This is a genomic window from Actinokineospora iranica (assembly GCF_900101685.1).
In the GTDB taxonomy this organism is placed as follows: Bacteria; Actinomycetota; Actinomycetes; order Mycobacteriales; family Pseudonocardiaceae; genus Actinokineospora; species Actinokineospora iranica.
In genome coordinates this window covers 36,072-51,916 of record NZ_FMZZ01000015.1, presented here as the reverse complement: position 1 = coordinate 51,916, position 15,845 = coordinate 36,072, and the positions used below count along the sequence as shown (strand labels likewise).

General features: G+C 73.1%; 15 protein-coding genes. 5 read left to right on the top strand and 10 right to left on the bottom strand.

The features are described from left to right. Positions 1-58 precede the first annotated feature (58 nt). The gene (locus tag BLS56_RS24865; protein ID WP_228771905.1) at positions 59-1,096 is read left to right on the top strand and encodes an NAD(P)-dependent alcohol dehydrogenase; all 1,038 of its coding nucleotides are present in this window, start codon (positions 59-61) and stop codon (positions 1,094-1,096) included. A gap of 262 nt (positions 1,097-1,358) precedes the next feature. Continuing rightward, positions 1,359-1,793, top strand: a complete 435-nt coding sequence (locus BLS56_RS24860; protein ID WP_091455527.1) for a histone-like nucleoid-structuring protein Lsr2 — start codon at positions 1,359-1,361, stop codon at positions 1,791-1,793. Between the two features lie 31 nt (positions 1,794-1,824). Here BLS56_RS24860 and BLS56_RS24855 read toward each other — a convergent pair whose 3' ends face one another. Continuing rightward, entirely contained in the window at positions 1,825-2,520 is a 696-nt protein-coding gene (locus tag BLS56_RS24855) for a DUF6218 family protein (protein WP_139190977.1), read from the bottom strand. Then, on the bottom strand, positions 2,517-3,845 hold the full coding sequence (locus tag BLS56_RS24850) for an exonuclease domain-containing protein (RefSeq protein ID WP_228771904.1): 1,329 nt from the start codon (positions 3,843-3,845) through the stop codon (positions 2,517-2,519). The genes BLS56_RS24855 and BLS56_RS24850 overlap by 4 nt, the downstream gene beginning before the upstream one ends. A 293-nt stretch (positions 3,846-4,138) precedes the next feature. On the opposite strand from BLS56_RS24850, the gene BLS56_RS24845 reads away from it, so the two are divergent. Next, entirely contained in the window at positions 4,139-4,975 is an 837-nt protein-coding gene (locus tag BLS56_RS24845; RefSeq protein ID WP_139190976.1) for a spermidine synthase, read from the top strand. A gap of 58 nt (positions 4,976-5,033) precedes the next feature. Here BLS56_RS24845 and BLS56_RS24840 read toward each other — a convergent pair whose 3' ends face one another. From BLS56_RS24840 to BLS56_RS24810, 8 genes are all read right to left on the bottom strand, one after another. After that, positions 5,034-5,396: an STAS domain-containing protein gene (locus BLS56_RS24840; RefSeq protein ID WP_091455522.1), complete on the bottom strand. Its 363-nt coding sequence runs from the start codon at positions 5,394-5,396 to the stop codon at positions 5,034-5,036. Between the two features lie 158 nt (positions 5,397-5,554). Further along, positions 5,555-9,064 (bottom strand): alpha-amylase family glycosyl hydrolase, encoded by a 3,510-nt coding sequence (locus tag BLS56_RS24835; protein ID WP_228771903.1) that lies wholly within the window; start codon positions 9,062-9,064, stop codon positions 5,555-5,557. Positions 9,065-9,180: 116 nt separating this feature from the next. Then, positions 9,181-9,501, bottom strand: coding sequence for a hypothetical protein (locus BLS56_RS32535; protein WP_228771902.1), 321 nt, complete (start codon positions 9,499-9,501; stop codon positions 9,181-9,183). Then, positions 9,465-9,815, bottom strand: coding sequence for a hypothetical protein (locus BLS56_RS32530; protein WP_228771901.1), 351 nt, complete (start codon positions 9,813-9,815; stop codon positions 9,465-9,467). Before BLS56_RS32530 ends, BLS56_RS32535 begins: the two co-directional genes overlap by 37 nt. A gap of 59 nt (positions 9,816-9,874) precedes the next feature. Next, complete coding sequence (gene crcB, locus BLS56_RS24825; protein WP_091455517.1) at positions 9,875-10,249, bottom strand: fluoride efflux transporter CrcB; 375 nt, start codon at positions 10,247-10,249, stop codon at positions 9,875-9,877. After that, positions 10,246-10,692: a fluoride efflux transporter CrcB gene (crcB, locus tag BLS56_RS24820; RefSeq protein WP_175483033.1), complete on the bottom strand. Its 447-nt coding sequence runs from the start codon at positions 10,690-10,692 to the stop codon at positions 10,246-10,248. The genes crcB (BLS56_RS24825) and crcB (BLS56_RS24820) overlap by 4 nt, the downstream gene beginning before the upstream one ends. A gap of 105 nt (positions 10,693-10,797) precedes the next feature. Then, positions 10,798-11,769, bottom strand: a complete 972-nt coding sequence (locus BLS56_RS24815) for a choice-of-anchor P family protein (RefSeq protein WP_139190975.1) — start codon at positions 11,767-11,769, stop codon at positions 10,798-10,800. Between the two features lie 538 nt (positions 11,770-12,307). After that, the gene (locus tag BLS56_RS24810; protein WP_091455510.1) at positions 12,308-12,850 is read right to left on the bottom strand and encodes a DinB family protein; all 543 of its coding nucleotides are present in this window, start codon (positions 12,848-12,850) and stop codon (positions 12,308-12,310) included. A 545-nt stretch (positions 12,851-13,395) separates the two neighbouring features. Here BLS56_RS24810 and BLS56_RS24805 point away from each other — a divergent pair. Beyond that, positions 13,396-14,664: a family 4 glycosyl hydrolase gene (locus BLS56_RS24805; RefSeq protein WP_091455508.1), complete on the top strand. Its 1,269-nt coding sequence runs from the start codon at positions 13,396-13,398 to the stop codon at positions 14,662-14,664. Continuing rightward, complete coding sequence (locus tag BLS56_RS24800; RefSeq protein WP_091455745.1) at positions 14,661-15,608, top strand: N-acetylglucosamine kinase; 948 nt, start codon at positions 14,661-14,663, stop codon at positions 15,606-15,608. Before BLS56_RS24805 ends, BLS56_RS24800 begins: the two co-directional genes overlap by 4 nt. Positions 15,609-15,845 lie beyond the last annotated feature (237 nt).

Here is a 15,845-nt window from a genome sequence, read left to right as displayed (position 1 = left end):
CCGGCTGACATTCCCGAGCGGAGAGTGGTAGGAACGGACAGACGGAACAGCGGGGGTGATGGCGGTGCCGGACACCATGCGCGTGAGCGTTCTGCGCGCCCCGGGCGAACTCGCGCTCGAGCGGCGCCCGATCCCGGCTTTCGGGCCGCGTGAAGTGCTGGTGCGGGTGTTGTCGGTGGGAACCTGCGGTTCGGACACGCACTATTACCGGCACGGCCGCATCGGGCGGTTCGTCGTCCGCGCCCCGCTGGTGCTCGGCCACGAGCCAGCGGGCGAGGTGGTCGCGGTGGGCGCGGAGGTCGAGCGGGTCCGCCCGGGACAGCGGGTGTCGCTCGAACCCGGCGTGCCGTGCTTCACCTGCCCGCTGTGCGCCTCCGGCCGGTACAACCTGTGCCCCCGGATGCGGTTCTTCGCCACCCCGCCGGTGGACGGCGCGTTCGCCGAGTACGTCGTGCACCACGAGGCGATGGCGCATCCGGTGCCCGACACCGTCTCCGACGACGCGGCGGCGCTGCTCGAACCGCTCTCGGTCGCGATCTGGGCCTGTCGCAAGGCCGGGGTCGGGCCGGGGAGCCGGGTGCTGGTCAGCGGGGCAGGGCCGGTCGGGCTGCTGGCCGTGCAGGCCGCCAGGGCCTTCGGCGCGGCCGAGGTCGCGGTGACCGACCTGCGGTGGGCGCGGCTGTCGCTCGCGCGTGACCTGGGCGCGTCGCGGGCCGTCGACATGGGCGCGGACACCGGGCCGAAGGAGGTGTCCGGGTTCGCGCCGGACATCCTGATCGAGTGCTCCGGGTCGCCGGAGGCCACCGCGGGGGGAGTCCTGGCCCTCGGCGGCGGCGGGCGCGCGGTGCTCGTCGGCATGGGCGGGGACACGGTGGCGCTGCCGCTCTCGCACGTCCAGGACAACGAGATCACCGTGACCGGCGTCTTCCGCTACGCCAACACCTGGCCCACCGCCATCGCGCTCGCCTCGGCGCGGACGGTGGACCTCGACCGGCTCGTCACGCACCATTTCGGACTCGCCGACGTCGAGGGCGCGCTGGGCGCGGGGGCGGAGGACCCGACCGCGGTCAAGGTGGTCGTGCGTCCGCAAGCGTGAGCGTTCCCGCTTCCTTTCCCGCGCCATTTCCGACTGGCCGAACTCCCGGCCGGGAGCCCCCGGTCGGGGAATAAGTCGAGATCAAGGTCACTGCGATCACCGGGTGCGGCGCTGCCCGGTCCGACCGACTACCCTTCGATAGGTGTCCCTTTGGGACGTCCGAAGCATCCGGAATGGACACGCGACCCGGGTCGTGGCGCGCCCGTGCTTCGCCACTGCTAACTTCCTGTCCACAAACAACCCGTTTCAATAGAGGTGCCGCATGGCTCAGAAGACCATCGTCCAGCTTTTCGACGACCTCGACGGCTCCGCCGGCGACGACATCCGGTCGGTCGAGTTCGCCCTGGACGGCGTGCAATACGAGATCGACCTGAACGAGGAGAACGCCGAGCGCCTGCGCGAGGAACTCGCCGAGTTCATCGCGGCCGCCCGCCGCACCGGCGGCCGGATCAAGCGGGCGACCGGCCCGTCCTCGGCCAAGCAGCCGGGCGAGGGCCGCAGCAAGGAGCAGACCAAGGCCATTCGCGACTGGGCTCGCCAGAACGGCCACGACATCTCCGAGCGGGGCCGCATCCCCTCGGCGGTCGTCGAAGCGTTCGAGGCCGCGCACGCCGTGGCCGAGGAGCCCGAGCCCGCTCCCGCCCCGAAGACCCGCGCCCGCGGTTCCAAGGCGAAGAAAGCCGCGTTCTCCGGCTGAGTCGGTTTCGGTTCCTGCGCCGGGTCCCGCCTCACAAGCGGGTGGCGTAGGCGTCGGCCAGGCGGCGCTCCCATGCAGGCGGGAGCACGCCTGGCGCCGGGCAGGCCCGGCGCAGGTGATCGCGCCGACTCCACGCCCCCGCGGTCTCCTGCCAGCGGTGCACGGCCCAGGTCATCATCGCGCAGGTCAGCAGCGCCTCCTGGGCGACCAGTGCGGTGTCCCGTCTGCGCGGCACCCGGGCGTGGCGGCGGAACTCCTCGGCGGTGGCCGGAATCGGGTCGGGGATGCCGACCTGCCATTCCAGGCTCGGGACGGTGCTCGTCGCGGCCCGCTCCGCCTTGACCGCCGCCGCGTACCGCGCCCGCACCTCGGCGATCTCGCCCAGCGCGTCGGGCAGCAGGACCAGCCGCCACTCCCGTGGCCGCGCCCCAGCCGCCCGCTCCAGCGTCGCCAGGACGTCCAGCGGCTCGTCCGCGGACCAGGCGACGATCGCCCGCTTCTCGCACTGCGCCAGCAGTTTCCCGGCGCGCTCCGCGTCGAGCGCGGCCACCGGCAGCAGCCAGGTGCCGACCTGCGCGCCGTGCGTGCCGATCTGCCACACCGCCACCGAGTCGGCTCCGTCCTCGCCCGGTCCCCTGGCCACGACGGCGTGGCCGATCATGACCCGGCCGTCCGCGGTGCGGGTGCGGGCGGCCGCGGGTCGCGGCGGCGGCGTCGGCTCGGTCATCGCGCGCACCGGACCCGCAGATCCGCCAGCAGGCCCGCGTAGGCGGCCTCGGTGACGATCGGAATGCCGTAGCGGCGCGCCTTGTCCGCCTTGCCCGAGAGGGAATCCGGGTCGGCCGCGACGACCAACCGGGTCTTCTTGGTGACCCCTGACCCCGTGACGGTCAATCCCGCCGCTTGTGTTCGCCGCAGCCAGTCCTCGCGTGCCAGGGCCAGTTCGCCGGTGAACGCGATGGCGTCGCCGAGGTCGAGGCGGACGGCCGGGGCCTTGGCGCGGTGCGCGTCGGCGATGGCGGTGTCGACGGCGGTCGCGGGCAGTCCCAGCAGGCCCGCGACGTCGGTGAGGTCGGCGTGCTCCGCGTCGGTGACCACGCCGTCCTCGACCGCGCCGAGGGCCAGGGCGGACAGGTAGCGGCGGTGCAGGCCGGTCACTTCGGCGAAGGACAGCCCAAGAGAGTCCGCCAGAGCGGTCAACGCGTCTTGTTCCTCCAGTGCCAGGACGCGGTCGCGCAGCGCGCGGTCCAGCAGCGCCAGGTACTCGTCGGCGCGCGCGGGCGCGGGCACCCGGGGGAGCCGATCGACCAGCCGGGTGAGGTAGTCGGCCGACTCGGCCGCCACGCCGCGCGCGACGGTGCGGCCGGAGCCCGCGGGGAGAGCGGGCCACGGCCGGGTGCCCGCGAGCAGGTCGGCCCACGGCTCCGGTTTCGGCGTGGCGTCGAGGAATCCGGCGAGCAGGTGGGCGCACGCGCGGGCGTCGGCCAGCGCCGAGTGGGCTTGGCCGATCTCGACTCCGGCGGCGGCGCAGCACCCGGCGAGCGAGCGCGACGGGGTGCGCAGGTAGGTCGGGGCCAGGGCCATCGTGCAGAGCCCGGCGTCGCGGGTGACCGGCGCGCTCACGCCGAGCCTGCCGAACTCCGCGGCGAGGAACGCCGCGTCGAACCGGAGGTTGTGGGCGACGAGCACCCGGCCGCGCAGCCGGTCGGCCACGTCCGCGGCGATCTCGGCGAACACCGGCGCCCGCCGCGCGTCGGCGGCGCGGATGCCGTGGACCCGCTGCGGCCCCAGATCCCGGCGCGGGTTCACCAGCGTGCACCACTCGTCGGTGACGTTCCCGTCGCGGTCGACCCACACCACCGCGATCTCCGCGATCCGGTCGTGCCGCCGCGGCGCGAGCCCGGTCGTCTCCACGTCGACCACCGCGTATCCGCCTGTCGCCATGCCCACCCCTGCCCCGCCGACCATGATCATCTGCTCGATTGTCGCCGTGCGGGCCGCCGGGGTTACACCGGGCGGATAAACGACATCGGCGCCGCCGCGGGCCGCCATTGACACCAGCGCCGCCGCTGTTGAGCGCCGGGCGGTTCGCGCTGTTTCCGCTCAGACCGCGGTTTTCGCCCGCGTGAATGCCGGTGCGGCCGCCAATGCCCGCGCGGTCACCGAGAACGGCGCGCCCTTTGTGCACGGGAGCGGGCGAATCGGAGCGATGCTGGTGAGCGATACCCGCGGGCAGCCATGCGGGGACCCGCCGCGCGCGGGTCGCCTCGCCGGACGCCGGGTGGGCGTGGTCTGCTGTGCGCGTGCGGGAGCGGGCGAAGGTGCCGAGGCAGGGGCGTTACCCGGTGCGATTCGGGACCGCCGAGGTGTTGCGCGACATCGACCGCGCCAACGGCTGGCTGCTCAGCGTCGACGGGGTCGCCCAGTCCTACCTCGACCTGGACGATCCGACGCACCTGGAGTTCGACTACGTGCGGCGGATCGCCGATGTGGTCGACTGCCTGGGGCGGGCGGGGGCGGCGCTGGCCGCGGTGCACGTCGGCGGGGGAGCGTGCACGCTGGCCCGGTACATCGCCGCGACCCGGCCCGGGGCCCGGCAGGTCGTGGTGGACGCGGACGCCGCGCTGGTGGCGCTGGTGCGGGCCCAGTTCGGGCTGGACGTGCCCGGGGTGGACGTGCGGGTCGGCGACGGGCGGGCGGAGGTGGCCGCCATGCCGGACGCGTCGGTCGACCTGGTCGTCCTGGACGCCTTCGAGCGCGGTCTGCTGGCGGGCGGCCTGGTCACCATCGAGGCGACCCGCGACATGTCCCGCGTCCTGCGCGCCGACGGCGTCTACCTGGTGAACCTCTCCGACGGCCCGGGGCTCCCCTTCGCCCGGCGGGTGGTGGCTACCCTGTGCGCGGTCTTCGGGGAGGTCCTGCTCATCGCCGAGCCCGGCGTCCTGCGCGGGAGGCGGTTCGGCAACATCGTGCTGGCCGCGGCGGCGGCGGACCTGCCGGTGGCCGCCGTCGCCGCCCGCGCCGCCGCGGCGGCGTTCCCGTCCCGCTGCCTGACCTCGCCGGAACTGCGCGCGCGGTTCGGCCCCGCGCGCCCGCTGACCGACGCCGAGGCCGTCGCGGCGCCCCTGCCGCCCAAAGACCCCTTCGCCCGCCCGGAGGACCCCACGGGCGAGCCGGACTAGGCCGCGGCTGCCGCTGGACCGGTCTGATTGGTCAGGTCAGGAGAGTGGGCAGGTCAGGTCAAGCGCCCAGGCCTTGGGGTTCGCCCGTGGTTTCCACCGGGGTGAACAGGTGGGCCAGGCCGGTGATGGTCAGCACCCTGGCCAGGTTCGGATCGATCGCGCTCACCGTGAGCTTGCCGCCCAGGCTGGCCATCCGCTTGTGCGCGCCGAGCAGGACCGACAGGCCGGTGGAGTCGCAGAAGCCAAGGCCTGCCAGGTCCAGGGTCAGGGTGGAGCCGCTGTGCAGCCGCAGGGAGCCCAGCGCCGCGGTCAGGTCGGGGGCGGTCATGTAGTCCAACTCGCCGCGGATGACCAGGCGGTGGTCTGCGGCGCCGGGGTCGCCGAGGTGCGAGATGGCTAGCGGAGGGGGATCGGGATTCACCGGGTGGGCTCCTCGAGTCGGGTGCGCGGGCAGGACGTACCCGCCCCCGGCGGATTCCACACCTGCCGCCGCGAAACGAACGGAAATCGAGAGGCGCCCGCCCTTGGTGTTCACCCCCTAGAGTGGCAGTGCTCGGTTTGTGTCACCGAGAGCGCCGCTCAGCCCGCGGGCCGGGTGCCGGTGGCGTGCCGCAGCGACCCACTCGCGTCGAGGTGCACGGCGGCCTGCTGGACGTGCCGCGCGTCATCGATGCGCCCGGCGTCGGCTGCGCGGACGTGGAACACCGGCGTGCCTGCCAGGTGCGGGAACCTCGTCGCGAGATCGCCGGAAAGCGTCCCGCCCGGCTGCAACCGCAGGATCTGGCCGCCGCGGACCTGCCCGTCGACGATCTCGATCCGGCCCAGCGGGTCGTAGCGGACCTGATAGCCGTTGGTGTGCAGGGCGGGGACGTCCCAGGCCAGCGTGTCGCAGTCGATCCAGACGGCGTCGGCCGCGCCGAGGTCCGCGTCGGCCGTGCGCGGAGGCGGCAGGACATAGGACGCGGACCCGTCCGGCCGGGCCGACCCGGAGGCGAACCACACCTCGTGCCCGGTGCCCGCGAGATCGAGGAACTGGTCGGCGCCGGGGTCCTTGTCCTCGCCCCGGTGGATGATGTTGCTCAGCCCGGCCGCGCCCGGGGCCAGCGGCACCGACCAGAAGACGCCGAACCCGTCGCGGCCGTCCGGCGGCCGGGACTCGGCCCAGCTCGGACTCGGCCGCAGCGACCCGGTCCAGTGGTAGAGCGTCCAGTCCGCGTAGTCGCCGTCCTGGCGCGAGTAGTGGATCACCGCGTGGTTCTCCGCCGCCGCCAGGCTCCGGTGGACCTTGGCCGCGCCCTCCCGCACCCACCCCGCCGCGCCGGTCAGCGTGCCCGCTGCGACCGTGGTCGCGCCCTGGGCCACGGTGAACGGCAGCGGGACCGTCGCCGCCGGGACCTCGGCGAACGCGCCGAACGCGTCCCGCCCGGTCATCGGCACGTCTGGCAGGCCGGGAGTGCGCACGACGAGCCCGCCGTAGTCCCCGGACGGCCGCTGGACGTGCACGGTCGCCTTGCCGGTGGCCGAGACCTCGTCGGCGTGCGCGGTCTCCACTCCCTGTTCGAGCCACACCTGCGGCGTGCGCGCGGGGTCGACGAACCGGTCGCCGCCGTCTTTGACCTCGCCCCGGTGCACGGCGAACCCGACCTGGCGCGCGCCCGGCTTGAGCTTCACCCAGGCGAACCGGCCGTAGCCGGTCTCGCCAGCGAAGGGCAGCGGCGCGGCCCAGTCGGTGCGCGCGGCCACGTCGCCCCAGACGTGCAGGCCCCAGCCGTCGTAGTCGCCCGCTGGCCGGTTGTAGTGCACGACCAGCCAGTCCGGGCCGTGGCCGGGCACGCCGGGCGGCGGGGCAGCGGCCAGCCGCACGGCGGCGCCGTCCGCGCCCAGCCGGGCAGTGCCGTCCTTGACCACGACCCGGTATTCGATCTTCTTGCCGACCGCGGCGCCCGCCAGCCCCGACACGTCGGCGAACACCCGGTACGGGGCGGCGTCGTCGGTGCCCAGCACGGTCCAGTCGCGGCTGCCTTCCACCCGCGCGGCGAAGGTCGCCTGCGCGAACGGCGCGGTGATGCCGTCAGCGCGCACCTCGACCCGGTCGTCCAGCGGCGTGCCCACGGCGGGCGGGACCAGCGTCGGCGTCGGCGGCACGGCTCGCGCCCGCTCGGTCGAGGCCAGCACGAGCGCCGACAGCGCGGGCACGGTCACCCGGACCTTGCCGTCCGGGCCGCTGACCGGGCCGCCGCTGCCCGAGTCGCCGCTGCCCGAGTCACGGTCGCCGCTGCCTGGGAACTCGGTGCGGAACCGCTGCCCCGGCGCGCCGACGGGCACGGCCACGGTCGCGGCCTCGGCGCCCGCGTTGGCCACGACCAGGTGCTCGCGCTGGTCGCGCGCGGTCATCCGGCTGAACGCCAGGACGTCGCCCTCGGCCAGCCGCAGTGTCTGGTTGCCCTCCGCCCACACCCTGTCTTTGTCCACAAAGGACGCGAGCTGGGCGAGTTGCCGGTACAGCGGGTGCGACGGCACGAAGTTCTCCTGCGCCCCGGTGCGGTCGCTGCCGACGAACTTCTCCTCGGCGTACTCGGGAGTCTTGCTGGCGAACATGTCCTGCCGGGAGAGCTTGTCGCCGCCGCCGCCAGCGAAGCCCTGCTCGTCGCCGTAGTAGACCACCGGGTTGCCGCGCCACAGGTACATCAGGGTGTTGCCCAGTTCGATCCGCTTGAGCAGGTCGGCCTCGGTGCTGCCGGGGCGCTCCTCGCGCAGCAGCCACGCCACCCGGCCCATGTCGTGGTTGCCCAGGAACGTCGGCAGCGACGCGGCGTTGGAGTCGGCGTCGGTGTACTGGTCGTCGGCGAGCAGCACCTCGGCCAGCCGCCGTGATCCCTTGCCGGACAAGAAGTCCAGCGCGCCGCCCTGGAACGGGAAGTCCAGCGCGGCCTGCATCCGGCCGGTCGTCGTGTAGGACGAGGTGACCATGGTGTCGCCGCTGAACACCTCGCCGAAGACGAAGAAGTCCTTCTTGCCGCGCGCGTGCGCGTAGGCCACCACGTGCGGCGCGAGCGCCTGCCAGAACTCCATGTTGACGTGCTTGACCGTGTCCACCCGGTACCCGTCGATGCCCAGGGTGTCGATCCACGTGGTGAAGATCCGCTTCATGCCCTCGACGACGCGGGGGTCCTCGGTCATCAGGTCGTCGAGGCCTGCGAAGTCGCCGTACTCGTCGGACTCGCCGCTGAAGATGGAGTTGCCGCGGTTGTGGTAGACCGCCGGGTCGTTGAGCCAGGCCGGGGTCTTGGCCGTGGCGTCGGCGGGAGTGGGAAAGATTGGCGTGTAAGGGAAAGAGGTCGCCGGGTCCAGATCGGGGAACCGCGGGGTGCCCGCGACGGCCTTGATGTCGACGGGATTCCCGTGCCGGTCGAGGTACGGGTGCGTGGCCGTGCTGAGGTAGTCGTGCCTGCCCTCGGCGTAGTCGAGCACGTCGGCGGTGTGGTTGGCCACGATGTCGAAGAAGACCTTGATCCCCAGGCGGTGCGCGTCCGTGATCACCGCCCGCATCTCTTGCGTGGTACCGAAATGCGGGTCGATGCGGGTGAAGTCGGTCGTCCAGTACCCGTGGTAGGCGGCCGAGGCGTCCGCGCCGCTGCCCTGCACCCAGCGGTTGGCGAACATCGGCGTCATCCAGATCGCGGTTGCGCCCATGCCCTTGATGTAGTCCAGCTTCGACCGCAGCCCGGCCAGGTCGCCGCCGTGGTAAAAGCCTTTGTCCGCCGGATCGAACCCGGTCTTGAGCCGGTCGGTCTCCGCGCTGCCGCCGCGGTCGTTGCGCGGGTCGCCGTTGGCGAACCGGTCTGGCATCACGAAGTAGAAGCGCTCCCCGCTCAGGTCGGCGCGCAGCGCGTCCCTGGCCAGCCGCCGGTCGTCCGGGCGCGTTCCCGGGGCGATGTCCACGACCTCGCCGACGGAGAACCGGGTCGGCTGCTCTGCCGCGGCGGCCGGTGCGGCGCCGGGTCCGAGCGGGACCGCCAGCACAGTGCTGACAAGCAGAGCGAGAGCACGCCGACCCATGACGACCTCCGGTGTCGTAAGGACTTGCATCGCCTTGCCTCCCCGATCGGCCAGGCCACCGCACCAAACCACGTCCGGCGGCGGGGGGACAAGGCCCGATCGGTTGCAAACCTTGCAGGTGGTTGCGCAATCATCCTTCCTCCCGGCTAACTTTCCTCCCGGCTAGCTTCCCGCGCGCGCATCCCGAGCCTGCGCAACTCCGACCGGGCGAGGGCGGCGATCACCTCCGGGTCGCCCGCCCGCCAGCAGGCGCCGACCGCGCCCGCCCGGCTCAGCCGGGGCAGCGGCTGGAACACCAGGGCCCGCAGGGCGAGCAGGTCAGCGCCGTCCGCGCCCAGCGCGCGCAGCCGCCGCGCCGCGCCCGCGTCCCGGACGAAGCGGAGCCTGCGGGGCAGCCAGACGACCAGCACCAGTGCCACCGGGACGATGATCAACGCGCCGGTGAGCCAGAACGCCAGGCTCTCCACCGCGTCGATCTGCTGGCGCCCCGCGTCGGCCAGTCGCGCGCCCGCGCCCGATCCGCTCTTGAGCGCGTCCGCGAGCGGGCCCCCGACCTGAGGACGTGTCCTGGCACGTCGTCGGCGTTGTCGGCGGCGGAGTCGAACGTCCCGCTCAACCGGGTCCCCGCGGTCACCAGGCCGTCGCCCGGCGCGCGCAGCCGCAGCACCTGCTCGCGGACTTCGGTGGCCAGCCAGCCCGCGAAGATCAGCAGGGCGACCGCGGCCAGGTCGGCGGCGGCCTGCCGGGTCCGGCGGGCGGGGTGGTCGGCGTAGAGCTTCATGGGTGCGCTCCTGAGCCCGGGAGAGAGATCGGGCGGGAGGTACCCGCGGCGGGAGACGATCAACCGAGCAGGGCGTTCGCGCAGGCCAGGCCCAGGCACAGCGCGCCGAGACCGGCCCCGACCGAGACGGCGGCGTTGGCGGCGGCCTGGCGGCGCGCGCCGGTCTCGGCCAGCCGGAGAGTCTCGTAGGAGAACGTCGAGTACGTCGTCAGCGCCCCGCAGAGCCCGGTGCCCAGCAGCGTCTGCCAGCGCTGGTCGGCGCCCGCGAGGGTGGCGCCGGTGACCACGCCGAGCACGAGGCTGCCCACCACGTTGACCGTCAGGGTGCCCCAGGGGAAGGAGCCCGGCGTCCGCGCCTGGATCGCGCGGTCGGTCAGATAGCGCAGCGGCGCGCCGACCGCGGCGCCGAGAGCGACCAGGAGAGCGTCGGTCATCGCGGGCAGGCCAGCCGTCGGGTGAGCGCGGCGCCGAGAGTGACCGCGGCCAGCGCGCCGACCACTGTGGACGCCAGATAGGCCAGTCCCACCGCGACCCGGTCCGCGGCGAGCAGCCGCTGGATGTCGGCGCAGTAGGCGGAGAACGTGGTGAAACCGCCCAGAAGCCCGGTCCCGAGGAACGGCCGCGCCAGCCGGTGCGCCGCCCACACCTCGGTCACCGCCACGATCAGGCAGCCCATGGCCAGACAGCCCGCGACGTTGATCGCCAAGGTCGCCCAGGGGAACCCGGTCGGCCGCGCGGGCCACAGCAGACCGAGGCCGTAGCGGGCCAGCGCGCCGAGCACGCCGCCCAGCGCCACCGCCGCGACGGTGCTCCCGAGCGCGGCGCGGGGCAGCGGCAGGGCCTCGATGTCCGGGTCGACCGGGTCTTCGTCGTGCACGCCGCCACGGTGCCACAAGCGACAGGAGGGGCGGACATGGCGAAGGCCACCCGCACCGGAGTGCGGGTGGCCTTCTCAGAGCCGGTGAAGCTACTTACGCGATAGTCACTCGCCCGCGCCCGCGGTAGCGGCGCGCTTGCGACGGGTCATCCAGACCGCGGCGCCACCACCGGCGAGCAGCACGATGCCGCCGATGGACAGCGGAACGATCGCGCTGACGCCGGTCTCGGCCAGGTCACCGCTGTTGCCAGCGGGGCTGACGCCCGCGGCCGCGGCCGGGGTGGTCGAGACGGAGGCGGAGGTGGCGGGCCACGACGAGGCCGGAGCCGAGGGGCTGGGCTCGTTGCCGCCGTTGTCACCGGGCTTGCTGGGCGCGGTGCTCTCGCCGGGGGTGCCCGGGTTGGTGCTGCTGACCGGCGGCTTCTCGCCATCCTCCGGCGGGGTCACGACGGCGCCCGGGCCGGTGCAGGTGGCCTGGGACAGGATCACGTCGGCCTGGGCGACGTTCTTGACGGCGCCACCGACCTTGACGTGCAGGGCGTTGACGGTCAGCTTGTTGCCCTCGACGATCTGCTCGTTGACCAGCACGGTCACGAGGTCGCTGACCTTGATCTCGGCGGTGACCGCGGCGTCGATCTTGACGCCCGCGACTTCGACCTCGGCGAGCGAGGACTTGCCGGTGGTGGTCTTGCCGTCCGAGACGCAGTCAGCCGTGATCAGCTTGGCCTTGATCAGGTCGAGGATGTTGACATCGGCGATGCTCGACTCGCTCTTGAGCACTCCGCCCTTGGCCTCGGAAGCAGCGTTCAGCAGCTTCGCGTGGCCCGCGAGCCCGAGGCTCTTCTCGGCGTCGATCTTGACGACCGACTTCTCCTGGCCGGCCGGGTAGGTGGCCTTGGGCAGCGGGTCGACGTCGACGCTGACGAGGTCCTTCAGCAGCGCGGCGTCGACGGAAACCGCAAACGCGCTGCCGGTAAGGGTGCCCTCCGCCACCGCGAGCGGGGCGGTGAGCACGGCGGCCAGCGAAGCGGTGCCTGCCAGGCCACCGGCGAGGGCGAGCATGCGGGTACGGCGCACGGATCGTCTCCAGTTCTCGGTAATGCAGGGTGGGGTTATTTGGGAGACGCCAGAATTGCAATGCCCCGCCGGAAAAGCAAGTCGGTCCGCTGGGGCGAAAACGTTTGCAAGATAACGACTTCGACACTTCCGGCCGCCGGGGCGGAGTTGGTGTCGCCGCACGGCCCGTTCCTTTGTCAATCACATCAAAAAATGCGGTCCACACCGGGGGTGGACTGTGACAAAGGACACAACTGATCATAGGATGTAACGCTCGGCCTGCGTCGTCAATCCAGTGTGCGGGATGAACAGGGCTCATGTCTTCCCTCGGGCCGAAAGTTGGTCTGGATGGACGATCGCGGGGTAACCCGGGCGAGGGAGTCAAGCCCCACTTGCGGGACGTTAACGATCCGTGTCCTTTGCCTAACGCGCACTTAGACGCACCGTGACAATGGCTCAGGGCATTTATACGCAGCGTGATCGACGGTCGAGGAAAGGGTTGGTTTCCATTTACTGTGGACGTCCAGAAGGGACACCGCGCCGTCGCTGATTCGTTACATCACATTCCGGTCGCGCCATCGATTCGTTCCCGCAGCAGGTCGGCGTGTCCGTTATGTCGGGCGTATTCGGCGATCATCGCCACCAGGACCCGGCGCAGCGCGACCGGCTCGCCGGTGGCCAGCCGCACCCCGGTGTCGGCGAGGTCCGCGGCGGCGACGATCTCCCGCGACCGGGCGCACTCGGCCGCCCACCCGGCCAGCGCCGCGTCGGGGTCGCCGTCGAGCCGGTCGAAGTCCTGCTCGGGGTCCTCGTCGGTGTAATAGAGCATCGGCACGTCCTCACCGGCGAACTGGATGCGGAACCACCACCGCTCCACCCCGGCCAGGTGCCGGATCAGCCCGTGCAGGCTCATCGCCGACGGCGGCACGCCCCGCTCGGACAGCCGCTCCGGCGGCACCCCCGCGCACTTGAGCCGGAACGTCTCGCGATGCCAGTCGAGGAACGCGGTCAGGATCTCCCGCTCGTCGCCGACCAGCGGCGGCTCCCGGCGGGTCGATGCCTCGGCCCACTGGGGCGAGGTGGAACTCGGTGTCTGCGGCATGGACCCGAGAATGCCCCCGACCCCCGACAGGCAGCCCGCACCCGGGTGCGGCGACCTCCTGTCCGGAAGGGGTGTCCCCGCTGACCTCCGCTGAACGGCCGCGACCGGCTTGGCCCCGTCGTCGTAGCGGCGCGGGCTGCCGGGCTCGACGTCATGGCGGGCCGCGCGGCGGGAGCGGACGGGCGTCGGTGGAGGCCGACCTTCGCGGGTGGGTCCGATGTGGGCGGCGGTCCGGTGTCCCGCTGATCTCGATCATGTGCCGTCCGGCGAAGTGCGGGGGTGGGTCGACACGCGACAGAGCGCCCGCCAGCGTCCTCAATGGAGCGTCTATTGAGGACCAAAGCGGGTCGGCCGGAGGGCTGGGGGCGGTTGGTCCTGTACGCGCTTTTCCCCGCTGGTTCAAGGCTTGTGTCGCATCTCCGCCAGTCGGGCGGTGGGGGTTGCCCGGCCAGGTAAAATTCTCCCCGCGTGGGACCGCGCCTGGACACGACGAAGTGTGGCAGTGCCCGCCGCACGCAGGCCGGGCTCCACCTCGGGAGGCGCTAGTGAAACTCGCGGTCGTCGGCGGCGGCTCCACCTACACTCCGAACCTGATCGACGGCCTGGCGCGGCTGCGCGCCGACCTGCCGCTCACCGAGGTCGTGTTGATCGACCCGGACGAACGCAGGCTGGACCTGGTGGCGGGTGTCTCGCGCCGGATCTTGCGCCGAGCGGGGCATTCCGCCAGGGTCACCACCAGCACCGAGGTCGAGCTGGGCGCCGCGGGCGCGGACGCGGTGCTGATCCAGTTGCGCGTCGGCGGGCAGACCGCGCGCCACCAGGACGAGACCGTGCCGCTGGAGTGCGGGTGCGTCGGGCAGGAGTCCGTGGGCGCGGGCGGGCTGGCCACCGCCCTGCGCACCGTGCCGGTGGTGCTCGACCTGGCCGAGCGGATCGCCTCGGTGGCGCCGCGGCCGTGGTTCATCGACTTCACCAACCCGGTCGGCATCGTCACCCGCGCCCTGCTCGACGCGGGCCACCGCGCGATCGGCCTGTGCGACGTGGCGATCGGCCTGCGGCGGCACTTCGCGAGCCTGCTCGGCCTCGAACCCGAGCGGGTGTCCCTCGACCACGTCGGCCTCAACCACCTGACCTGGGAGCGCGCGGTCTACGTGCGCGGCGAGGACGTGCTGCCCCGGTTGCTCGCCGAGCACGGCCCGTCGATCGCCGAGCGCGTCGGGCTGCCCGAGTCGGTGCTGCGACGGCTCGGCATGGTGCCCTCCTACTATCTGCGCTACTTCTACGAGCACGACGCCGTGGTGGCCGAGCAGAAGGTCTCGCCGTCGCGGGCCAGCGTGGTCGCCGCCGTCGAGGACGAGCTGCTGCGCCAGTACGCCGACCCCACGGTGGACACGAAGCCGGATCTGCTCGGCAGCCGGGGCGGCGCGCAGTACTCCGAGGCCGCCGCCGCGCTGCTCGCCTCGCTGTTCGGCGACGCGCGCAGCGCGGACGTGCACGTGGTGAACGTGCGCAACAACGGGACGCTGGCGTTCCTGCCGGACACCGCGGTCGTCGAGGTGCCCGCCACGGTCACCCACACCGGCGCGCAGACCTGGCCGACCGCGCCGATCCCGCCGCTGCTCGCGGGCCTGATCGGGCACGTCTCGGCGTACGAGACCCTGGCCGTGCGGGCGGCGATCAACGGCGGCGAGGACCTGGTGACCGAGGCGCTGCTGGCGCACCCGCTGATCGGCCAGGTGTCGGTCGCCGAGCACCTGGCTGCGCGGATCATCGCGGTGCACCAGGCGCACCTGCCGTGGGCCTCGGTTCGATGAGGACGGTCCTGGCCGTGGACGGCGGCCCGGGCGAGACCGATGTCGCGCTGGTGCGCGAGGACGGGGCGGTGCTCGGCCGCGGCCGGGGGCCGGGGTTCGCCCCGCGGTCGGTCGGGGTGGCGGCGGCGGTGGACGTGGTGGCCCGCACCGCGCGCGCCGCGCTCGGCTCGGAGCCGCCGTTCGCCGACCACGTCGCGGCCTACCTCGCGGGCGCGGACCTGCCGGAGCAGGAGTCGGCCGTGCGCGAGGAGTTCCTGCGCCGGGGCCTCGGGCACACCGTCGACGTCGGCAACGACGCCTTCGCCCTGCTGCGCGCCGGGACGCGCGCGGGCTGGGGCGTCGCGGTCGTGTGCGGCGCGGGCGTGAACGCCGCGGGCCTCGGCCCCGACGGGCGGATGGCCCGGCTCCCGGCGCTGGGCCGGGTCAGCGGGGACTGGGGCGGCGGGCAGCACCTGGGGGAGGAGGTGCTGTGGCACGCCGTGCGCGCCGAGGACGGCCGCGGGCCCGCGACCGCGCTGGTGTCGCTGGTGCGCTCGCACTTCGGCGTCGCGCGGGCGGTGGACGTGGCCCTGGCGGTGCACCGCGGCGAGATCGATCCGGTCAGGCTCGCCGATTTGGCCTGGCCGCTGCTGGAGATGACCGACGAGGTCGCCGAGAACCTGGTCGCCCGGCTGGCGGACGAGGTGTGCCTGCTCGGCTGCTCCATTGTGGACCGTCTGGGCCTGTCCGGAGCCGCCGTCGAGATCGTGCTGGGCGGGGGCGTGCTGACCGGGGGATCGCCGTCGCTGATGGGCGCGGTGGCGGCGGGCTACGCCGCCCGCGTCCCGCTCGCGCGCGTGGTGGTGGCCGACCGGCCGCCGATCGTGGGCGCGGTGCGCCTGGGCTTGGACCGCGTCGGCGCCGGGGCAATCGCGCACGAGCGCGTCCTCGCCGCATTCGACTAAGGCCGCCGCGAATCGTGAAAAAAATTTTCGCACGCCGTTGATAAAGTGCCTGCGGCGGTGAGGCGTGCGTTGTGACTTGAGGCCAAGCGCGGGGCCTGGGGTGGGGCTGGTGTGCCCGGCGAGGTGGGAAAACCAGTCCTAAGCTGGGGGAACGCCCCGGTGGGCGCGTGCGATCACGTGACAACTTCGTTGGATACATTTGTTCCGCGTTGGCAACAATTAAATCGACTCTTGTCA

What these genes read in the sequence shown, in the direction of transcription:
- BLS56_RS24865 (WP_228771905.1), top strand. Translation starts at nt 59, where the DNA reads ATGGCGGTGCCGGACACCATGCGCGTGAGCGTTCTGCGCGCCCCGGGC.
- BLS56_RS24860 (WP_091455527.1), top strand. Translation starts at nt 1,359, where the DNA reads ATGGCTCAGAAGACCATCGTCCAGCTTTTCGACGACCTCGACGGCTCC.
- BLS56_RS24855 (WP_139190977.1), bottom strand. Translation starts at nt 2,520, where the DNA reads ATGACCGAGCCGACGCCGCCGCCGCGACCCGCGGCCGCCCGCACCCGC.
- BLS56_RS24850 (WP_228771904.1), bottom strand. Translation starts at nt 3,845, where the DNA reads ATGGCGGCCCGCGGCGGCGCCGATGTCGTTTATCCGCCCGGTGTAACC.
- BLS56_RS24835 (WP_228771903.1), bottom strand. Translation starts at nt 9,064, where the DNA reads ATGCAAGTCCTTACGACACCGGAGGTCGTCATGGGTCGGCGTGCTCTC.
- BLS56_RS32530 (WP_228771901.1), bottom strand. Translation starts at nt 9,815, where the DNA reads ATGAAGCTCTACGCCGACCACCCCGCCCGCCGGACCCGGCAGGCCGCC.
- crcB (WP_091455517.1), bottom strand. Translation starts at nt 10,249, where the DNA reads ATGACCGACGCTCTCCTGGTCGCTCTCGGCGCCGCGGTCGGCGCGCCG.
- BLS56_RS24810 (WP_091455510.1), bottom strand. Translation starts at nt 12,850, where the DNA reads ATGCCGCAGACACCGAGTTCCACCTCGCCCCAGTGGGCCGAGGCATCG.
- BLS56_RS24800 (WP_091455745.1), top strand. Translation starts at nt 14,661, where the DNA reads ATGAGGACGGTCCTGGCCGTGGACGGCGGCCCGGGCGAGACCGATGTC.